Below are 20,394 nucleotides of genomic sequence, written 5' to 3' on the forward strand. Positions count from 1 at the left end.
AGGCGCTGGTGTTGTTGCTAACGTACTAAACTAATCTATCCGTCTCAGTAATGAGATTGTAAGTTAGTCATAAAAAAGCCATCCTTGAGAAAGGGTGGCTTTTTTTAGATCAAATGATCAGGAAATATGGTTATTCTTCGATAGTATGAACATACCTTTCGTTATCTTAGCAACATGATTAGCCAGTTATATCTATAACGTTTAGAATTTACTTTCCAATCTATTGTAATTCTTAGCGGAGCTTGCTATATTAACGCTGCTTCTTATTAGTCGCTTGCATCTTCATTTTGTTAAAGCAATGATGATTCAATAGCACATTCAAATAAGAGTAAAACTAGGTAAAAATAATAATTTTACCGCTAAAGGCTTGCATTTTATATCAAATATTGTATAATGCTGTCCTTTACACCCATAGGCGATTGGCTCAATTGGTAGAGCATCGGTCTCCAAAACCGAGGGTTGTAGGTTCGAGTCCTACATCGCCTGCCATCTTCTTATCACATCTTTGTTATACCTCACCATCTCCGAAGCGAGTTCTTTATGAGCAATGATCAAGATAACCTCGAGACTAAGTTATCTGATGCCAAGGCGGGTGCTGGTGGAATGCTGTCTAAAGGTAAGCACATCTCAGCGGGCAATCAAACAACTGCTGTTGAAGTGGCTAAAACAGGCTCAATAAAAGATGTGGTACTGTGGCTACTTGCCGCAGCAGTATTAATCGGGGCGACGTTAGTTAATCAGTATTTACCTGGCTATTGGCAACCTGCCAACGATGTCTGGGTACGTATTGGTATTATCGTTGCCCTTATTGTATTCGCCTTAGTATGCTTGGCATTAACGCATCAAGGTCGCGCTTTTAAAATATTATTAAAAGACGCTGCTGTTGAATTGCGCCGAGTGACATGGCCAGGTAAAGATGAAACGTTTCAATATACCTGGCAGGTCATTGTCATGATTGCCATTGTTGGTTTTCTGGTTTGGTTATTAGATAACTTTTTCAATTGGTTCGTTGGCATCTTTATTGGTTAGTCGCACGTATTAGTGAGTCTTACCCCAAAATTTACTTATAATGATCAGGAGCGTGATATGCGTTGGTATATTGTCCAAGCGTTTTCAGGATATGAAAAGCAAGTACAGCGTTCATTAACTGATCGTATTAATCGTAGTGACTTTGCTGAATCATTCGGTGACGTATTGGTTCCTACTGAAGAAGTCGTCGAAATGAAAGACGGCAAAAAGCGTAAGAGTGAGCGTAAGTTCTTTCCAGGTTATGTATTGATCCAGATGGAAATGAACGACAATACTTGGCACATCGTTAAAGAGTGCCCACGTATTATGGGTTTCATAGGTGGTACACCTGAAACACCAGCGCCAATTACGCAAGTAGAAGCGGATCGTATTTTAAACCGTTTGAATCAGACTGAAACTGACCCACGTCCTAAGACTCTATTTGAGCCGGGCGAAGAGCTGTTGGTTATCGATGGTCCATTTACTGACTTTAAAGGGTTGGTAGAAAAAGTGGATTACGAGAAGTCTAAACTGCATTTAACGGTAAACGTATTTAATCGACCGACTCAGGTCGAGCTTGAATTTAGTAAAGTTGAAAAGCTAGACTAAATCAGCAAAAAAGTTCATCAACCGGGGAGCTGTTAGTCAATAAGGTTTATACCACATTGATTTGGCGCTATTACCCATTTAGGAGAAAATCATGGCTAAGAAGATTGATGGTTACATCAAACTACAAGTCCCTGCAGGCAAAGCAAATCCTTCACCACCGATTGGTCCAGCATTGGGTCAAAAAGGCGTGAACATAATGGCGTTCTGTAAAGAATTTAACGCTGCGACCTCAAACCAAGAGCCGGGTCTACCGATTCCTACTGAGATCACTGTATATAGCGATAAGTCTTTTACTTTCATCATGAAGTCACCACCAGCTGCATACTTACTACGTAAGGCTGCTGGTATCGCTAAAGGTTCTGGTACACCAAATACCGCTAAAGTCGGTAAAGTTGACCGTGCACAACTAGAAGACATCGTTAAGACCAAAGATGCAGATTTAACTGCTGCTGATCTTGATGCTGCTGTTCGTACCATCGCTGGTACTGCACGTTCAATGGGTATTACCGTGGAGGGTGTGTAAATGAGCAAGCTAACCAAACGTCAAAAAGAAATTCAAAGCCGTATCGTACATGAAAAGCAGTATACAGTTGAAGAAGCGGTTCAAATCCTAAACGATTTGCCACCTCTTAAATTCAAAGAGTCAATTGATATTGCGATTAACTTGGGTGTTGACCCACGTAAATCTGATCAAGTGGTTCGTGGCGCTACCAACCTACCTGCTGGTACTGGTAAAACCAAACGCGTTGCTGTATTTGCTCAAGGTGCTGCTGCTGAAGCCGCCAAAGAAGCTGGTGCAGATATCGTTGGTTTTGAAGACCTAGCAGAATCGATCAAAGCTGGTAACATGGACTTTGATATCGTTATTGCTGCTCCTGATGCAATGCGTGTTGTTGGTCAACTAGGTACTATCCTAGGTCCACGTGGTCTAATGCCTAACCCTAAAGTCGGTACGGTTACGCCTAACGTTGCTGAAGCGGTTACTAACGCTAAAGCCGGTCAAGCACAGTATCGTGTAGACAAAGCAGGTATCATCCACACGACTATCGGTCAAGTTGGTTTTACTGCTGAGCAAGTAATCCAGAATGCTGAAGCACTGATTGCAGATTTAAGACGTGCTAAGCCTGCTACTTCTAAAGGTACTTTCATTAAGAAAATTACCTTGTCTAGCACGATGGGTCCTGGTCTAAGTATTGATCCAGTTCCATATCGCACAGCAAAATAATTATATATGTGCCTTTATTTGACGATTTTAAATAAAGGCTGCAAAAATATTTTAAAGAATTAGGTCAGCGTAGCAAACGCTATGCTGTCTAAGACCGTAGGTAGAGAGTAGTTTAGAGTCATAGTTAGCGATCTTCGGATAGTTGTTTATGATGATAAGTCACTTTTGTTAATCGACGACAGATGAAAATCTTAGTTGTCCTACGCAGACGGTGGCCCACACAGTTTAAGACACGAGCGAATAGGGCGATAGGGTTATTTATAACCTTCAAACTATTACTCAACGTCATTCTGATAACGGTGCCGTAATCAGTCGTTACCAGTAGATACTTTTTTTATTAATTGAGTCCACTGGTAATGTGTCGTATCAAGTCAGTCTTAGCTTACAGTTTGAGCGCATAAAAACCTTGTTTTTGGCACTTTTATTATAAGTCGATTGATAAGATTAAAGGAGTCAACTTATGGCATTAACGCTAGAACAAAAACAACAAGTTGTGGCTGAAGTGTCTGAAGTTGCTGCTAATGCTTACTCAGCAGTAGCTGCCGAATATCATGGTATTGGTGTTGCAAAGCTTACTAAGCTGCGCGAACAAGCCCGTGAAAAAGGCGTCGTTTTGAAAGTGGTAAAAAATACCCTAGCAAAACGTGCGTTTGAAGGCACTAAGTTTGAGAGCATGTCAGACCGTATGACTGGTCCATTACTTTTGGCTTTCTCTATGGAAGATTTGGGATCTGCTGCTCGAGTTGTTTTCGAGTTCAGTAAAGATCACAAAGCTTTAGAGACCAAATTGGTATCAGTTGGTGGTGTTGTTTATGGTCCAGAAGAGCTAGAGCGCGTATCGAAGCTACCAACTCGCGACGAAGCAATCTCTATCTTGATGGCTACTATGAATGCACCAGTTACCAAGCTTGTTCAAACTATGAACGCTGTTCCTAGTAAGCTTGTTCGCACGGTAGCAGCAATCAAAGACGCAAAAGAAGCGGCATAATTGCTTGTTTTAACGTAACTTTGACATCGCCGATTGCACTTTACTGCCAACACTATTTGAAAATTTGGCAAGCAATACAAGCGATTTTAAAATCAATTAATTTTTATCAGATAACGGAGAGTTCTCATGGCACTATCTAAAGATGACGTGTTAAACGCAATCGCTGAAATGTCAGTAATGGATATCGTTGAATTAATCAGCGCTATGGAAGAAAAATTCGGCGTAACAGCTGCTGTTGCTGCTGCACCTGCTGCTGCTGGCCCTGCTGCTGCTGCTGCTGAAGAAAAAGACGAGTTTGACGTAGTTCTTGCCAGCTTTGGCGAGAAGAAAGTTGGCGTAATTAAAGCCGTACGTGAAGCTACTGGTCTTGGCTTGAAAGAAGCGAAAGATTTGGTTGAAAGCGCTCCAGCTCCAATCAAAGAAGGCGTTAATAAAGCTGAAGCTGAAGAGTTGAAAAAGAAACTTGAAGAAGCTGGTGCAACTGTTGAACTAAAATAAGCTTCGCTTATCTTAGTGTTTTACAAAAAAAGCTGGTAATGCCTTGCATTGCCAGCTTTTTTTTACTATAATTCGTAGCTTGACCTTTTGTGTCTGCCAACAGTCGTATGCAACATCACGGTGGATACCCATCAAAAGGACAGACGATATACATGCAAGCACACATGCCAGTTTTTGAAATCAGTTAATTTAAGCTAAACGTCCAGTGATGTTTGGCATTTTTTTGTGTCTGCATGCTTCCCCATTAACACTATAGTTTATACTGATTCTAAAAGTTATAGTTACCCCGATTATTATTAATTCTGAAAAGCTATTAAGTTTAGGTTGTCCGTTTCGCAGGGTATTACTGTCAGTAGTTAGGCTTATAGACGGTACATATCAGCGACGATATTAGTTTTGATAGAATTGTTGGTTTTGAAAGAGCCGGTTTTTTGAAAGAAAAATGACTAAATACAATCAGTTTTGATAGCAGATAACTTAGAAATACCCTTGAACGAGTCATTTTTTTCTTACCTTTATGAGTAAGTTTTGCTTAAAAAGCAATATGTTTTAGATAATGTGATATTGAATTTGGTTGTCTGAGTGGTCATATAGACTGACTTAGATACCGATCATAAAATGAAAGTAAGGGTGCTAAGTAAGCACTGATAGCAGAAGTAGTAATTGACAAAAGATATCAACTGAACACGATTACCTGTTTTATATTATCGTTTACGTCGCCAAGTTTGCATCGTATTTATGCACGCTGGCCACGCTTTTAATTTGTTTCCACGTTTACTGTAAGGACTCTCGATGGCATATTCTTATACTGAAAAAAAGCGTATTCGCAAAAGTTTTGCTGAATTGCCCACTGTGATGGACATTCCCTATTTACTGTCTATTCAAGTAGATTCTTACGAGCAATTTTTGCAAGAGCACAAAAAGCCAAAAGCTCGTGAGAATACTGGTTTGCAAGCTGCGTATTCCTCTATTTTCCCAATTGAGAGTCACTCTGGTAATGCAGAGCTACAATTCGTTGAATATTATTTAGGCACGCCTGAATTCGATGAGCGTGAGTGTATCTTGCGTGGCTCAACATTTGCTGCGCCGATGCGCGTCAAAATCCGTTTGATCATCAAAGACAAAGACAGCAAAGATAAAGACAGCAAAGCGGCTATCAAAGATATCCGTGAGCAAAGCGTTTACATGGGCGAGATGCCGTTGATGACGGCTAACGGTACTTTTATTATCAATGGTACTGAGCGTGTTATCGTCTCTCAGCTACATCGTTCACCTGGTGTGTTCTTTGATCATGATAAAGGTAAGTCGCATTCAAGTGGTAAAGTGCTTTATAACGCGCGTATCATTCCTTACCGTGGTTCATGGTTAGATTTTGAATTTGATGCCAAAGACTTAGTTTTTGCTCGTATTGACCGTCGTCGTAAGCTATTGGCTTCAATTATTCTACGTGCGCTTGGTCTAACAACGTCTGAAATCTTAGATTTGTTCTTTGATAAAGTAGCCGTTTATAAAGGTGAAGAGCAGTTCGAGATTGATCTGGTTGCTGATCGCTTGCGCGGTGAGATGGCTCAGTTCGATATCGTATCACCAGAAGGTGATGTCATCGTAGAGCAGGGCAAGCGTATTAATGCACGCCGTATTCGTCAGCTTGAAGAAGCAGGTATGACGAAGATTGCGATACCTGATGAGTATCTCTATGAGCGTATTTTAGCTGAAGATATCGTGGTGAATGACGAAGTTATCGCTAAAGCGAATACTCTAATTGACCATGAATTATTGGTTAAATTAAGCGCATTTGAAGCCAGCGAGTCTATCAAAGAGTTCAGCATTCTATTCACTAATGATATCGATCAAGGCAGTTATATTGCCGATACGCTACGTGCTGATAGTACGTCAAGCCGTGAAGAAGCATTGATTGAAATCTATAAAGTCATGCGTCCAGGTGAGCCACCAACGGTTGAGACCGCTGAAAAACTATTTGACAGCATGTTCTTCAACGCTGATCGTTATGACTTATCGAACGTCGGTCGTATGAAGTTTAACCGCCGTTTAGGGTTAGAGTTTGATAATACTGATGATCCAGACATCCAACGCGCTCGTAGCGTATTGACCAATGCCGATATCGTTAATGTCCTAAAAGAATTGATTGAGATTCGTAACGGTCGCGGTGAAGTCGATGATATTGACCATTTAGGTAACCGCCGTATTCGTTCGGTCGGCGAGATGGCAGAAAACCAATTCCGTGTTGGTCTAGTACGTGTTGAGCGTGCAGTCAAAGAGCGTTTAAGCTCAGCGGAATCTGATAACTTGTCACCACAAGATTTGATTAACTCAAAACCTGTTGCTGCTGCGGTTAAAGAGTTCTTTGGTTCAAGCCAGTTATCGCAGTTTATGGATCAGAACAACCCATTGTCTGAAGTTACCCATAAACGCCGTGTCTCAGCTCTAGGACCCGGTGGTCTGACCCGTGAACGTGCAGGCTTTGAAGTACGTGACGTACATGATACCCATTATGGTCGCGTATGTCCGATTGAGACTCCTGAAGGTCCAAACATTGGTTTGATTAACTCACTAGCGACTTTTGCAAAGACCAACAGCTTTGGCTTCTTAGAAACGCCTTATCGCCGTGTGGTTGATGGTAAAGTAACAGACGTTATTGAGTATCTATCAGCAATTGAAGAAGTTGGTACGGTCATTGCACAGGCTGATTCACCAGTAACCGCAGAAGGCGCGTTATCTGATGAAATGGTTAGTGTGCGTAGCTATGGTGAATTCGTGCGTATGCCGCCAGAAAAAGTGACGCATATGGATGTGTCGCCAAGTCAGGTAGTATCGGTAGCAGCAGGTCTAATTCCATTCTTAGAGCATGATGATGCTAACCGAGCGCTTATGGGCTCGAACATGCAGCGTCAGGCAGTTCCTACGCTACGTGCTGATAAGCCGTTAGTAGGTACGGGCATGGAGCGTCACGTTGCTCGTGACTCTGGCGTTTGTGTTATTGCTAAGCGTGGCGGTGTGATCGAAGACGTTGATGCCTCACGTGTTGTGGTTCGTGTCAATGAAGATGAGATGATTGCTGGTGAAGCTGGTATTGATATCTACAACCTCGTTAAATACACGCGTTCTAACCAAAATACTTGTATCAACCAACGTATTATCGTCAACCAAGGTGATGCTATTGCTGTAGGCGATATCTTGGCTGATGGTCCGTCAACGGATCTTGGTGAGCTTGCATTGGGTCAGAACATTCGCATCGCATTTATGCCGTGGAATGGTTACAACTTCGAAGATTCAATCTTGCTGTCTGAAAAAGTGGTTAAAGAAGATCGTTTCACGACCATTCATATCCAAGAATTGACTTGTGTGGCACGTGATACCAAGCTTGGAACCGAAGAGATCACTGCGGATATTCCAAACGTTGGTGAAGCTGCTCTATCAAGCCTCGATGAAGCAGGTATCGTCTATATCGGTGCTGAAGTGGATGCTGGTGATATTCTAGTTGGTAAAGTGACGCCAAAAGGTGAAACGCAACTGACGCCAGAAGAGAAATTGCTCCGGGCTATCTTTGGTGAAAAAGCGGCTGATGTTAAAGACACGTCACTACGTGTACCAACGTCAAGCAAAGGTACGGTTATTGACGTTCAAGTCTTTACTCGTGACGGCGTTGAAAAAGATGCACGTGCAAGAGCGATTGAAAAATCACAGCTTGATAGCTATCGTAAAGATTTAAAAGAAGAGCTACGTATCTTTGAAGAAGCGGCTCGTGGTCGTATTGGTAATCTGTTAGATGGTCAAAAAGTCAGCGGTGGTTCTGGTCTAAAAGCTGGTACAGTGATGGCATTGGCTGATATGAAAGATATGAGCCTTGAGACCTTACTGGATATCCAACCAGTTGAAGAAGAAATCTCTGAGCGTCTAACGCAAATCGCTGAGTACTTGGTTGATAAGCAAAAAGATATCGATGTGAAGTTTGCTGAGAAAAAACGCAAATTAACCGCTGGTGATGACTTACAACATGGCGTACAAAAAATCGTTAAGGTATATCTAGCGGTTAAGCGTCGTATTCAGCCTGGTGATAAAATGGCGGGTCGTCATGGTAACAAAGGTGTGGTATCGCGCATTATGCCAGTTGAAGATATGCCTTATGATGAAAATGGTAATACCGTTGACATCGTCTTGAACCCACTTGGTGTACCATCGCGTATGAACATCGGTCAGGTTCTAGAAACGCATTTGGGTATGGCAGCGAAAGGTTTGGGCGAGAAGATCGATGGTATGCTCAAATCGCAAGCAGCGATCAAAGATTTACGTGACTTCTTAGACAAAATCTATAACCAAGTCGGCGGTGAGCAAGTTGATCTTGATAGCTTGAGTGATGATGACATCATGGCGCTAGCAGATAACTTGCGCGCTGGTGTACCAATGGGCACAGCAGTATTTGACGGCGCAAGAGAAAGCCAAGTTAAAGACCTGCTAGAGCTTGCTGGTATGGACCGTGATGGTCAGCAGACGTTGTATGATGGTCGTACTGGTCAGAAGTTTGACCGTAAAGTAACCGTTGGTTATATGTATATGCTCAAACTTAACCATTTGGTTGATGACAAAATGCATGCGCGTTCAACAGGTTCTTACTCATTAGTGACGCAGCAGCCACTCGGTGGTAAAGCTCAGTTTGGTGGTCAGCGCTTCGGTGAGATGGAAGTCTGGGCACTAGAAGCTTACGGCGCGACTTATACGCTACAAGAGATGCTGACTGTGAAGTCGGATGACGTTGAAGGCCGTACGCGTATGTACAAAAACATCGTTGATGGTGAGCAGTATATGGATCCAGGTATGCCTGAATCGTTTAACGTACTGACCAAAGAAATCAAATCATTGGGTATTAATATTGAGTTAAAACAAACCCATTAAGCACGGCTGATTGAGACTATCGTTAACATGGTCTCAGTTGATTATTATCCTTAGTGGTCAACCTAAAAGCAGTATGCGCATCGCTGCTGCTTTTAGTGATTTGTCTCAACCCTATTCATTGCCTTCATTCATCTTATTTGCGTCAATAATACGCTATCAGATGATTATAAAGATAACGGAGAAGCAACTTGAAAGATTTACTCGATATCATGCAAAGCCCTACCGGCAACGGTAATCAAGAGTTTGATAGCATTCAAATTACTTTAGCCTCACCTGACGTCATCAAGTCATGGTCACATGGCGAAGTGAAAAAGCCTGAAACTATTAACTATCGTACGTTTAAGCCTGAGCGTGATGGTCTATTTTGTGCCAAAATCTTTGGTCCAGTAAAAGACTTTGAATGTTTATGTGGTAAATATAAGCGCCGTAAGTTCCAAGGCGTTATCTGTGAAAAATGTGGCGTAGAAGTGACGACTGCGAAAGTACGTCGTGATCGTATGGGTCATATTGACCTAGCCAGTCCAGTGGCGCATATTTGGTTCTTAAAGTCATTACCAAGCCGCATCGGTCTATTGCTAGACATGACGCTACGTGATATCGAGCGCGTTCTATATTTTGAAAGCTATATTGTTACTGAGCCAGGTTTGACTTCTCTAGAGAAGTATCAACTGCTTGATGATGAAGACTATTATAAAGCCCTTGAAGAATTTGGCGATGAATTCACTGCCAAAATGGGTGCTGAAGCGGTTCAAGACCTATTGAAAGATATCGATTTAGATCTTGAAATCGATGATTTGCGCGAAGCAATTCCGCAAACTGGTTCTGAAACCAAGCTTAAAAAGATGTCTAAGCGTCTTAAATTATTAGAAGCCTTCCGTGACTCTAATAACAAGCCTGAGTGGATGGTGATGAATATCTTGCCAGTACTACCACCAGATTTGCGTCCGCTAGTACCACTAGAGGGTGGCCGTTTTGCGACTTCAGATCTAAACGATCTATATCGCCGCGTGATCAACCGTAATAACCGTCTAAAGCGTCTGCTTGAGCTGAGCGCCCCTGATATCATCGTACGTAACGAAAAGCGTATGTTGCAAGAATCAGTGGATGCCTTGCTTGATAACGGTCGTCGCGGTCGTGCGATCACTGGTAGTAACAAGCGTCCATTGAAATCTTTGGCAGATATGATCAAAGGTAAGCAAGGTCGTTTCCGTCAGAACTTACTTGGTAAGCGTGTCGATTATTCTGGTCGTTCGGTGATCGTTGTTGGTCCGACGCTACGTCTACATCAGTGCGGTTTACCAAAGAAAATGGCACTTGAATTATTCAAACCATTTACTTATAACAAATTATTGTCTCATGGTTTAGCCACGACAATTAAAGCTGCCAAAAAGATGGTAGAGCGTGAAGAGCCGCAAGTGTGGGATATGCTGGCCATGGTTATCCGTGAGCATCCAGTACTCTTGAACCGTGCACCAACGCTTCACCGTTTGGGCTTGCAAGCATTTGAGCCAGTACTAATCGAAGGTAAAGCAATCCAATTGCATCCGCTCGTTTGTACCGCGTTTAACGCCGATTTTGATGGTGACCAAATGGCCGTTCACGTGCCATTGACGCTAGAAGCACAGCTTGAATCACGTGCGCTAATGATGTCTACCAATAACATCTTGTCGCCTGCGAACGGTGATCCAATTATCGTACCGTCGCAAGATGTAGTACTGGGTCTTTACTATATCAGCCGCTCGTCTATCAATGCCAAAGGCGAGGGCATGATTTTTGCCACCGTTAATGAAGCATTGCGTGCGATTGGTTCAAACGATTTGCATGTAAACGCTAAGATCAAAGTGCGTGTTACTGAGACGCATATTGATGAAGATGGCAATGAGACTAAAGAAATCAGCTTAAAAGAAACGGTTGCAGGTCGTTTATTGATCTGGAACATCATGCCTAAAGGTATGTCTTTTGATGAATGTAACCAAGAGATGACGAAGAAAAACATCTCTCGTTTGATCAACTCTTGCTACCGTAAAGTTGGCGTTAAAGAAAGTGTCATGTTTGCTGACCAATTGATGTATCTTGGTTTTGCCCAAGCGACATTGTCTGGTGTGTCTATCGGTATTGATGACATGGTCATTCCACCACTGAAAAAGCAAATCATCGAAGTGGCAGAAGGCGAAGTTCGCGAAATCGAAGATCAATTCGAGCAAGGTTTTGTGACCGCTGGCGAGCGCTATAACAAAGTGGTTGATATCTGGTCACGTACCAATGACAAAGTCGCTAAAGCGATGATGGACAACTTAGCCACTGATAAAATCATGAACGCCAAAGGTGAAGAAGAGGAGCAGAAGTCATTCAACTCTATCTTTATCATGTCAGATTCTGGTGCTCGTGGTAGTGCGGCTCAGATTCGTCAGTTGGCTGGTATGCGTGGTTTGATGGCTAAGCCAGATGGTTCAATCATCGAAACGCCAATTAAAGCAAACTTCCGTGAAGGCTTGACCGTACTTCAGTACTTTATTTCAACGCATGGTGCCCGTAAAGGTCTTGCGGATACGGCACTGAAAACGGCTAACTCAGGTTACTTGACGCGTCGTTTGGTTGATGTGGCACAAGATTTGGTTATTACCAGTGATGACTGTGGTACTGAGCAAGGCTTGCTCATGAAACCACATATTCAAGGTGGTGAAATCATTGAGAAGTTAGGCGAGCTAGTACTAGGTCGTGTGACGGCTCGTGATGTGACTTACAACGATGATGCTGATAAGGTATTGATTCCAGCAGGTACTTTGATCGACGAGCATTGGGTAAACGTGCTTGATAACAATGCGATTGATGATATCTGGGTACGCTCAGTTATTACTTGTAATGTCGAGCATGGTGTTTGTTCACAGTGTTACGGTCGTGATTTGGCTCGTGGTCATAAAGTGAATATCGGCGAGTCAGTCGGTGTTATGGCTGCACAGTCTATCGGTGAGCCGGGTACTCAGTTAACGATGCGTACATTCCACGTGGGCGGGGCAGCAAGCTCAGCATCAGTGGATAACAGCATCTCAGTTCGTAGTGCTGGTCAAGCGCACTTTGAAAACATGAAAACCGTTCAACATACCGATGGTCACTTAGTCATCGTATCGCGTTCAGCTGAAATCGCCTTGACCGATGAGCTTGGTCGTGAGCGTGAACGTTATAAAGTGCCTTATGGTTCTAGCGTGCTTGTGAAACACGAAGATCAGGTTGATGCTGGTCAAACCATTGCTAAATGGGATCCGCACACGCATCCTATTATCACAGAATTTGCTGGTACTGCACGCTTCAGTGAGATTACTGATGGCTTAACTGCTACCGTAAAAGTTGATGATGCGACGGGTATGAGCTCATTTGAGATTCTTGCTACTCGTGACCGTTCAAGTTCAGCAAAAGACTTACGTCCTGCGATTATCTTGAACACTGACGAAGGCAAAGAAGTGGTTTACTTCTTACCAGCTGAAACCATCATTCGCGTCAGCGATGGTGAAAAAGTAGCAGCCGGTTCGATTTTGGGTCGTGTACCACAAGCTTCTTCAGGTACTAAAGATATTACCGGTGGTCTACCGCGTGTTGCTGACTTGTTCGAAGCACGTCGTCCAAAAGATCATGCCATCATGGCAGAAATGACAGGTGTGGTTAGCTTTGGTAAAGAGACTAAAGGTAAAAACCGCTTCATCATCACCAATGAAGATGGTGAGATTCATGAAGAGCTAATCCCGAAATGGCGTCAAATCAACGTCTTTGAAAACGAAACGGTAGCACGTGGTGAAGTGATCGCTGATGGTCCACAGAACCCGCATGATATCTTACGTTTGAAAGGTCAGACTGCGCTTGCTGATTACATCGTTAACGAAGTACAGGATGTTTATCGCTTGCAGGGTGTAAAAATCAACGATAAGCATATCGAAGTGATTATTCGTCAGATGTTGCGCAAAGTTGAGATTACCGATGGTGGCGATTCAAACCACTTCAAAGGCGATCAAGCAGAGTACTCTGATATCAAAGCATTGAATGCGAAGCTGGAAGCGGAAGATAAATTCCCAGTACAGTTCGAGCGTCAATTACTAGGTATCACCAAAGCAAGTCTGGCAACAGAAAGCTTTATCTCAGCAGCATCGTTCCAGGAGACGACCCGTGTACTAACTGCGGCTGCCGTGACTGGTAAAGTGGATGAACTACGTGGTCTGAAAGAGAACGTCGTTGTTGGTCGCTTGATTCCTGCTGGTACTGGTCTTGCTTATCATAAAGCACGCAAAGAGAAAGCGGAGCAAAAACTGCTAGATAAAGATCTTAAAGCAGGGTTTGACAATGCAGCATTTGATATGTCAGCGAGCACGGATAGTAAAGACTTTGCAAGCTTTGATGAAGCCTTTGCACAAGAGCTTAATCAGGATAATTAATAGTATTAAGCGTCTTTGATTTATTGTTAATTTGATAAAAAGCCAGCCTGAGTTGCTGGCTTTTTTGTGTGTGCAATAAAGTGAGAAATGCATGGTACTGTTATCCAAAAAAATAGTACACTGGAAAATATGCCCTAATTTACACTTCATATAAGGATAAGTCGCAAATGGCAGGTAAAACCCGCGTTGCCAAATATCAAGCAGATCGAACCAATCAAAAACTGTATTTCTGTCGTCTATCCTGCCAAGCGGCGGGAAGTACCGATGATAAGCAGCTATACCAAGCCCATTGTGAAACTGCTATTTTTCATCTATACGGTGCCTTTCTCGCATTTACCCAAGAGCTAGGTTATTTTTATAGTTTAAACATGAGCGCACCAACATTGTCAGATATTGAGCAAGCATTGAGCGAGCGTACCCAAGTATCGCCTGAGATTCAGCGATTACAGCAGTTACAGCAGCAGGGTTTTTTGGCCAATATAGAGCGTGCGTATCAGCGTTGTCTGTACGCCGTACCGCCAGATACTATTGTAGATCAAACACCAAGCAATACTGCCTCACCTGATCTTATTGTTAACGTTGTGACCTTGTCGAATCAATGGCTGCCAGATGAGACGACCATACGAGAATGGCGTCAGCAGTTTTTAGAGCTGATTGAGCAACTACGTGCTGGTATGGTTGAGTTCTAAAAATAGTTATTAAAATTTTATCTCATTTTTATCACCATTTTTAAAATGAAGACATGTCCTAGTTGACTGATGACTGTCCTTTAATAGAGTGGTATTGAGCAAAGTATTGAGTATAAAAAAGGCTTATTTAGCGAGTGCCAAATAAGCCTTTTTTTGTGTCATAAGTTTATATTATTAATGGTTGTCTACTCTGGTATCGGTGGCATGCGCTCAACGGGTGTTACCGATAAAGGGTTTTGCGGCACGCTATCATTACTACGACTGTTACTAGGTTTGGCTGCTTGAGAGCTAGTTTGTGCTTCAACAGGCTCAGCTGGTGGTGATTTACGCTGTTGAGCCTGCGTCTTAACTGGTTTTTCTGATTCGCTGCTATTCGTATCTTCATCATCGGCCAGAATACCATCATCAGTCATTTCTATAATTTTTTGCTTTTGTTTTTTCGATTTGGCGCGGTTATTGATAGATACCCATTGATGAGGCGTGTCTTTAAGTTGGGCTTTCATAAAATCCATCCAAACAGGTAGGGCTGCCACACCACCATATTCGCGACGACCCATGGTTGATGGTTGATCAAAACCCATCCACACGACAGTTGCATTGGTAGGATGAAAACCTGCAAACCAAGCGTCTTTTGCTTCATTGGTGGTACCGGTCTTGCCACCAATATCATCACGTCCTAAAGCCTTTGCTCGTACTGCCGTACCACGCTGTACGACATCACGTAAGATATCTGCCATCTCAAAAGCGACTCTGGGTTGTAAGATTCGAGGTGCTTGCTTAGCCAGTGCATATTGAACCGCTGGTGCTTTTAAGCGATCGGCCTGTGGGCTAGCATCATAAACCTTTAAATTTAGCGCTTTACCGTTTTGTTCAATGCTATCAATATTATCACTGTTTTCTAAGTTTTGTTCTTTAACCGTCACTTCATCATCGATAACACTGTCTTCACTTTCAATTGATTTCTTATAATCTTCGATGAGATTTCTATTGAGGTCTTCAAGTTTTTCATTGAAGCAGGTGGCACACGCTTGGCGTGGGTTTGCCTGAAAGAGAAGGTTATTATTATAATTATAAATTTGTTCGATAAAATACGGCTGTACACGGTGACCACCATTCGCGAACGTGGCATAGGCTGTTGCCATTTGTAACGGTGTTGCTTGTCCTGCACCTAACGCTAACGACAAAGTCGTCGGTAGCTTTTCTTTATCAAGTCCGAATTCATCTAATAGGTCGCGCGTATCAGAGATACCAATGGCTTGTAAGAGACGAATAGAGACTAAGTTACGAGATAAATACAGTCCACGGCGTAAAGTGATTTCGCCTAAAAAACGTTGATCAGAATTTTTCGGTTTCCAGTCACCCACTTGAATCGGTCGATCCGAAACAATGCTATCTGGGCGATAGCCTTTTTCTAGAGCAGCGGTATAGACAAGCGGTTTAATGGTTGAGCCTGGTTGACGCCAGCCTTGTAGAGCACGATTGAATTTACTGTGATTAAAGTCAAAGCCACCGACCAATGCCTTAACAGCGCCAGTTTCTGGATTCAAGGAGACCAGACTTCCTTGTAGTTTGGGAATTTGTCCCAGCTGCCAATTACCATTCGCGGTCGGTATCAAACGAATGATATCGTTTTTATTGACAATTTGGCGGGCGTTGTCAGGAAAGTAACCGATACGATTGGCAGAAATATACTTGCGTGCCCAGCTCATCCCAGACCAACCAACGGTCACATTTTCACCAGAGGGCATTGTCGCCTCAAAACTGCGAGCATTGACCTTGGTGACTTTGGCAGGAGTCATATTGCTATAGCGGCGGAAATTTTCTAGCGGTTCATCATTTGCTTCAGCCCCGCGCCAGCCATGACGATGTTCGTAAGCCACTAAACCTGTCAGTACCGCCGCTTCCGCATCTGTCTGTGCTTTGCTATCAACCGTAAGGCGTACTCGCCATCCACTATGCATCACTTGCTCACCATAGCGATCAACTAAGGTAGAGCGTGTCATTTCTGCCAAATACGGCATATTGACGTCGAGCTTCTCTTTATAGAGGTTAATGCCTACTGGTGAGCTGATCGCTTCGTCGCGTTGTGCTTTGCTGATATAGCCTAACTCGTGCATGCGTCCAATAATCCAGTTGCGGCGAGTCAGCGCGCGACTGGGATTGGCAACAGGATTATATTTAGAAGGGGCTTTGGGTAGACCTGCCAACATTGCTGTTTCAGCAATTGTGAGGTTTTCTAGGGATTTACTATAGTATTTTTTGGCCGCGGCGCGGATACCATAAGCGCCTTCGCCTAGATAGATTTTGTTGACATAAAGCGTCAAGATATCATTTTTACTGAGCTCATCTTCTATTTTACGTGCTAAAAATAGCTCGACCAATTTGCGATTTAAGGTGCGCTCTGGACTTAAGAAATAGTTTTTGGCAACCTGCATAGTAATGGTAGAGCCGCCCGTTTGGCTGTCGTCATCAGTTACTACTTCTGTCACCGCGCGACCAAGACCTTTAATACTAATACCACTGTGCTGAAAAAAGGACGCATCTTCTGCTGCTAAAAAAGCGTGAGTCAAATTTTCAGGAATATCTTCAAAAGTAACAGGTAAAGACAAACGGTTACCATATTGGCCAATGAGTTTGTCATCACTACTATATATCTGTAATGGCATCTCTAAATTCGCTGTTTTAATCTCTTGAATACTGGGCAGGGTAGGCGATAAATACATCGCCATCCCATAAAAACCAATGGGCACAGCAAGTGCTAAGATAACTGCCAATGCCAAGCAGGCAATAACAAGCCCCACCAAAAAGTGAATGAGACGGGCGGTAGCATTTTTTTTGGTCATAAGAAGACTTATCAATTAAAATTTGCAACAGATAATGTATTATACCTTGAACAAAATCAGCAGGTCATAATAAATGTGTAAGTTGACCTTAATAACTTATTTAAATGCTTGAATCTATCTGTTAAGTAAAGTATTGTACTGAATTATTACAAATAACTATCAGATTGTACACTTAATATAAGGTATAGAGTTTGTGAGGCTATTTACTTCAAAAAGTCGACATTTGATTGGTGTTGATATCTGTGCCACTTCAGTGAAGTTGGTTGACATAGAGCGCCAACAAGGTATGTTTCATCTAAAATCTTATGGCATCGAAAGATTGCCAGAAGGTATAGTCGTCGATAAACTTCTTGTAGACACTGAAGCGGTCGGTCATATCATTGCTAACTTAGCTAAGCGCTGTCACGTCGCTGGTAGTAGTGCTGCAACTGCCGTATCAGGATCAGCAGTGATTACTAAAATTATTGATATGGATGCTGCGCTAAGCGATGTTGAGCGCGAAGCTCAAATACGTTTAGATGCTGATCAATACATACCTTATCCATTAGAAGACGTCAACTTAGACTTTGAAGTTTTAGGACCTTCTTTAGTAAGTGATGATATGGTGCAAGTCTTACTTGCCGCATCACGCTCGGAGAATGTTGACCAAAGAGTTGATGCCTTAACCTTTGGTGGTCTTCAAACGAAGGTTATGGATATCGAATCCCATGCGATAGAGCGTGCTTTCGGACTCATGGTAGATAACTTGCCAAATGCCCCTGAATTAGTGGCTTTGATAGATATTGGTCATAATCAAACGACTTTATATATCGCTAAGAACGGTGAGTTTATCTATAGCCGTGAACAACTATTTGGTGGTGTTCAGTTGACAGAAGCGATACAAAATCGTTATGGACTATCTGCTGAAGAAGCGGCTATCAGTAAGCGTGAGCGTACCTTACCAGATGACTACTACCTTGATGTATTGACGCCTTTCATTGAGAATACCATTCAACAAATTACTCGCTCATTGCAATTTTACTTCTCTTCAAGCCAATACAGTAGTATCGATCATGTGGTTCTTGCTGGTGGTAGTAGCTCTATTGCTGGTCTTGCTGGCATGGCACAGCAAAAACTTGGGGTAACTGTCAGTATTGCCAACCCTTTTACCAATATGACTATTGCACCAAATATCGATAATGAGCAACTGGCCATTGATGCACCAATTTTAATGGCTGCATGCGGTCTTGCGTTAAGGAGCTTCGACTAATGGCTCGTATTAACCTATTACCTTGGCGCCAAGAAGAGCGCGAGCGTCGCAATAAAGAATTTCTCACGTTAGTAGTGGCAGTGACTTTGCTTACTTTATTGGCTGCATTTGCTTCATGGAGCTACTTTAACAACGAGCTTGATGAACAACTTGATGCGAACGCATTGATTGAAAAAGAAAATGTGCTTTTAGATACGGCTTTGACTGAAATTGATAGTCTGGAGCAGCGCCGTGACGATATCATTTCACGTATGCAAGTCATTCAAGACTTGCAGGGTCGACGTCCTGTGCCTGTTCGTTTATGGGATGATCTTGCTAAAGCTATCCCGCCGGCACTTTATTTGAATAACCTCAAACGTGAAGGCGATGTTTTGACGCTGACAGGTCGAGCTGATAATCCAAATATTGTATCAAGTTTGATTCGTAATCTTGATGATAGTAAATGGATGGGTGATTCAGCCGTTAGTAATATCCAACAAAATATCAGTGCTTATGAATCTGCACCAGTGCTTAATAATACGGTCACCGCTGGTGAACAGCCGCGTCCTATTTATCCTGAAGACAGTTATGTACAGTTTGTGATCACGACCAAAGTACAGTCGGAAACAGCCGCTCCTGTAGAAGGTGCTGACGGTACCACTGTACCTGGAGGTGAGTTATGAAGCTTAACCGTAAAAAAAGCTTGATTAAAACCAAAAAAACGGCCTTGAAACCAAAGCAACAGTTTGATTTACAGGAGTTTCGCCGCAGTTTTGAGTCGTTAGACTCTGAAAACTACGGCAGCTGGCCATTACCTGTAAAGGTAACGGTAATAGGGCTTATCATTACGCTCATCGCAGCGTTGGCGTGGGCTTTACCGATTAGTAGTAAAATCGATGAGATCAATGCTGCTGAGAGCCAGCAACAAACGTTACTTGATAGCTATCGTGAAAAAGAATCACGCGCGCGTCATTTAAAAGCTTACCAAGAGCAAGTTGTCCAAATGGAAGCTGAGTTCAATACCTTACTCGATCAGCTACCAAAAGATACGCGTGTATCAGAGCTCAGAGCTGGTTGAGGGCATTAACATGACGGGTGTCGGCAGCAATATACGTTTTCAAGACATTTCAGTAGAGCCTGAGATTGAAAACGAATTTTTTATTGAGCAACCTATCCGCATTGCTGCTTTGGGCGAATATCATCAGTTTGGTAGCTTTATTAGTGGTCTTGCCGCCTTACCACGAATCATTACTATGCATGATTTTGAGGTTAGCAATCCGCAGCCGACATTGGATGTTTTACCGGAGCTTAATTTGGTATTACAAACCAAAACCTATCGTTCAAAAGAAGCTGACCCTGAGGGTGATGAAACGGTTGCTGTCACTGACGCTGCAACCACTGATAATGCAGGAGGCAACTAATGAATATTCAAAAACTGCCTACGCTATTGGTTTTAAGCATGGCTGTATTGTCCATGACAGGGTGTGCGGATCGCATTGGTATGGCAGAGCAATCAATGACCGATATCCGTAATCAGCCAGCTCAACCTATTGAACCACCGCCCAAAGCTGAGCTAGTAGAAGACTTTGTTTATAGTGCCAGCGCACAGCGCAGTCCATTCTTACCACCGAGTTTAGTCAATGTCCAAGGTCCTACCACTTCCATCGATGGTGTGCGTCCTGACATTACCAGAGTGAAAGAACCTCTTGAGCAATATGAGCTATCGCAACTGATTTTTCGTGGTGTCGTAATTTCACCTGAAGGTCAGCGATATGCGTTGGTACAACGCCCTGATGGTTCAGTCGCGAGTGTGAAAGTAGGTGATTATCTTGGACTAAATGACGGCCGTATTGTTGAAATCACGCCGACCCAGATTAACTTGATTGAAATTGTGCCAGACAGCCGCGCTGGGTTTGTTGAAAAACCCCAGTCGTTGGTTTCACCCATAAGCTAAGTCGGCAGATTTTTTGAGGA

General features: G+C 42.9%; 13 protein-coding genes, 1 tRNA gene and 1 pseudogene. 14 read left to right on the plus strand and 1 reads right to left on the minus strand.

Translation table 11 applies throughout. The features are described 5' to 3' along the window. The first annotated feature begins 413 nt into the window (after positions 1 to 413). The 10 genes from JFC08_RS09700 (at position 414) to JFC08_RS09745 (ending at position 14,349) form a co-directional block, all read left to right on the plus strand. Positions 414 to 489, plus strand: a tRNA-Trp gene (locus tag JFC08_RS09700). 51 nt (positions 490 to 540) lie between these two features. Then, positions 541 to 1,029, plus strand: a complete 489-nt coding sequence (secE, locus tag JFC08_RS09705) for a preprotein translocase subunit SecE (protein ID WP_083475710.1) — start codon at positions 541 to 543, stop codon at positions 1,027 to 1,029. Between the two features lie 57 nt (positions 1,030 to 1,086). Further along, positions 1,087 to 1,617 carry a transcription termination/antitermination protein NusG gene (nusG, locus tag JFC08_RS09710; protein WP_045443893.1) on the plus strand — a complete coding sequence of 177 codons (531 nt, stop codon included), beginning with the start codon at positions 1,087 to 1,089 and terminating at the stop codon, positions 1,615 to 1,617. A 91-nt stretch (positions 1,618 to 1,708) separates the two neighbouring features. Next, on the plus strand, positions 1,709 to 2,140 hold the full coding sequence (gene rplK, locus JFC08_RS09715; RefSeq protein ID WP_010201717.1) for a 50S ribosomal protein L11: 432 nt from the start codon (positions 1,709 to 1,711) through the stop codon (positions 2,138 to 2,140). Next, positions 2,141 to 2,842, plus strand: coding sequence for a 50S ribosomal protein L1 (gene rplA / locus JFC08_RS09720; RefSeq protein ID WP_045443901.1), 702 nt, complete (start codon positions 2,141 to 2,143; stop codon positions 2,840 to 2,842). A 460-nt stretch (positions 2,843 to 3,302) separates the two neighbouring features. Beyond that, the gene (rplJ, locus tag JFC08_RS09725) at positions 3,303 to 3,830 is read left to right on the plus strand and encodes a 50S ribosomal protein L10 (protein ID WP_045443904.1); all 528 of its coding nucleotides are present in this window, start codon (positions 3,303 to 3,305) and stop codon (positions 3,828 to 3,830) included. A 126-nt stretch (positions 3,831 to 3,956) separates the two neighbouring features. Further along, positions 3,957 to 4,328, plus strand: a complete 372-nt coding sequence (gene rplL, locus JFC08_RS09730; protein WP_011514491.1) for a 50S ribosomal protein L7/L12 — start codon at positions 3,957 to 3,959, stop codon at positions 4,326 to 4,328. A 792-nt stretch (positions 4,329 to 5,120) separates the two neighbouring features. Continuing rightward, on the plus strand, positions 5,121 to 9,239 hold the full coding sequence (gene rpoB, locus JFC08_RS09735; protein WP_087814768.1) for a DNA-directed RNA polymerase subunit beta: 4,119 nt from the start codon (positions 5,121 to 5,123) through the stop codon (positions 9,237 to 9,239). A gap of 188 nt (positions 9,240 to 9,427) precedes the next feature. Further along, complete coding sequence (gene rpoC / locus JFC08_RS09740; RefSeq protein WP_055124834.1) at positions 9,428 to 13,660, plus strand: DNA-directed RNA polymerase subunit beta'; 4,233 nt, start codon at positions 9,428 to 9,430, stop codon at positions 13,658 to 13,660. A gap of 167 nt (positions 13,661 to 13,827) precedes the next feature. Beyond that, the gene (locus JFC08_RS09745) at positions 13,828 to 14,349 is read left to right on the plus strand and encodes a DUF6586 family protein (RefSeq protein ID WP_045443911.1); all 522 of its coding nucleotides are present in this window, start codon (positions 13,828 to 13,830) and stop codon (positions 14,347 to 14,349) included. Positions 14,350 to 14,534: 185 nt separating this feature from the next. Here JFC08_RS09745 and JFC08_RS09750 read toward each other — a convergent pair whose 3' ends face one another. After that, a complete protein-coding gene (locus JFC08_RS09750) occupies positions 14,535 to 17,192 on the minus strand; it encodes a penicillin-binding protein 1A (protein WP_198330546.1) in 2,658 nt (885 codons plus the stop codon). Between the two features lie 193 nt (positions 17,193 to 17,385). On the opposite strand from JFC08_RS09750, the gene pilM reads away from it, so the two are divergent. The 4 genes and pseudogenes from pilM (at position 17,386) to JFC08_RS09770 (ending at position 20,374) form a co-directional block, all read left to right on the plus strand. Continuing rightward, positions 17,386 to 18,441: a type IV pilus assembly protein PilM gene (pilM, locus tag JFC08_RS09755; RefSeq protein ID WP_198330547.1), complete on the plus strand. Its 1,056-nt coding sequence runs from the start codon at positions 17,386 to 17,388 to the stop codon at positions 18,439 to 18,441. Beyond that, entirely contained in the window at positions 18,441 to 19,103 is a 663-nt protein-coding gene (locus JFC08_RS09760) for a PilN domain-containing protein (RefSeq protein WP_198330548.1), read from the plus strand. The genes pilM and JFC08_RS09760 overlap by 1 nt, the downstream gene beginning before the upstream one ends. Then, positions 19,100 to 19,841: pseudogene (locus JFC08_RS09765) on the plus strand (type IV pilus inner membrane component PilO). The gene JFC08_RS09760 and the pseudogene JFC08_RS09765 overlap by 4 nt, the downstream one beginning before the upstream one ends. After that, positions 19,841 to 20,374, plus strand: a complete 534-nt coding sequence (locus JFC08_RS09770) for a pilus assembly protein PilP (protein WP_055124829.1) — start codon at positions 19,841 to 19,843, stop codon at positions 20,372 to 20,374. The pseudogene JFC08_RS09765 and the gene JFC08_RS09770 overlap by 1 nt, the downstream one beginning before the upstream one ends. Positions 20,375 to 20,394: the final 20 nt, after the last annotated feature.

Source organism: Psychrobacter cibarius (genome assembly GCF_016107535.1).
Classification (GTDB): Bacteria; Pseudomonadota; Gammaproteobacteria; order Pseudomonadales; family Moraxellaceae; genus Psychrobacter; species Psychrobacter cibarius.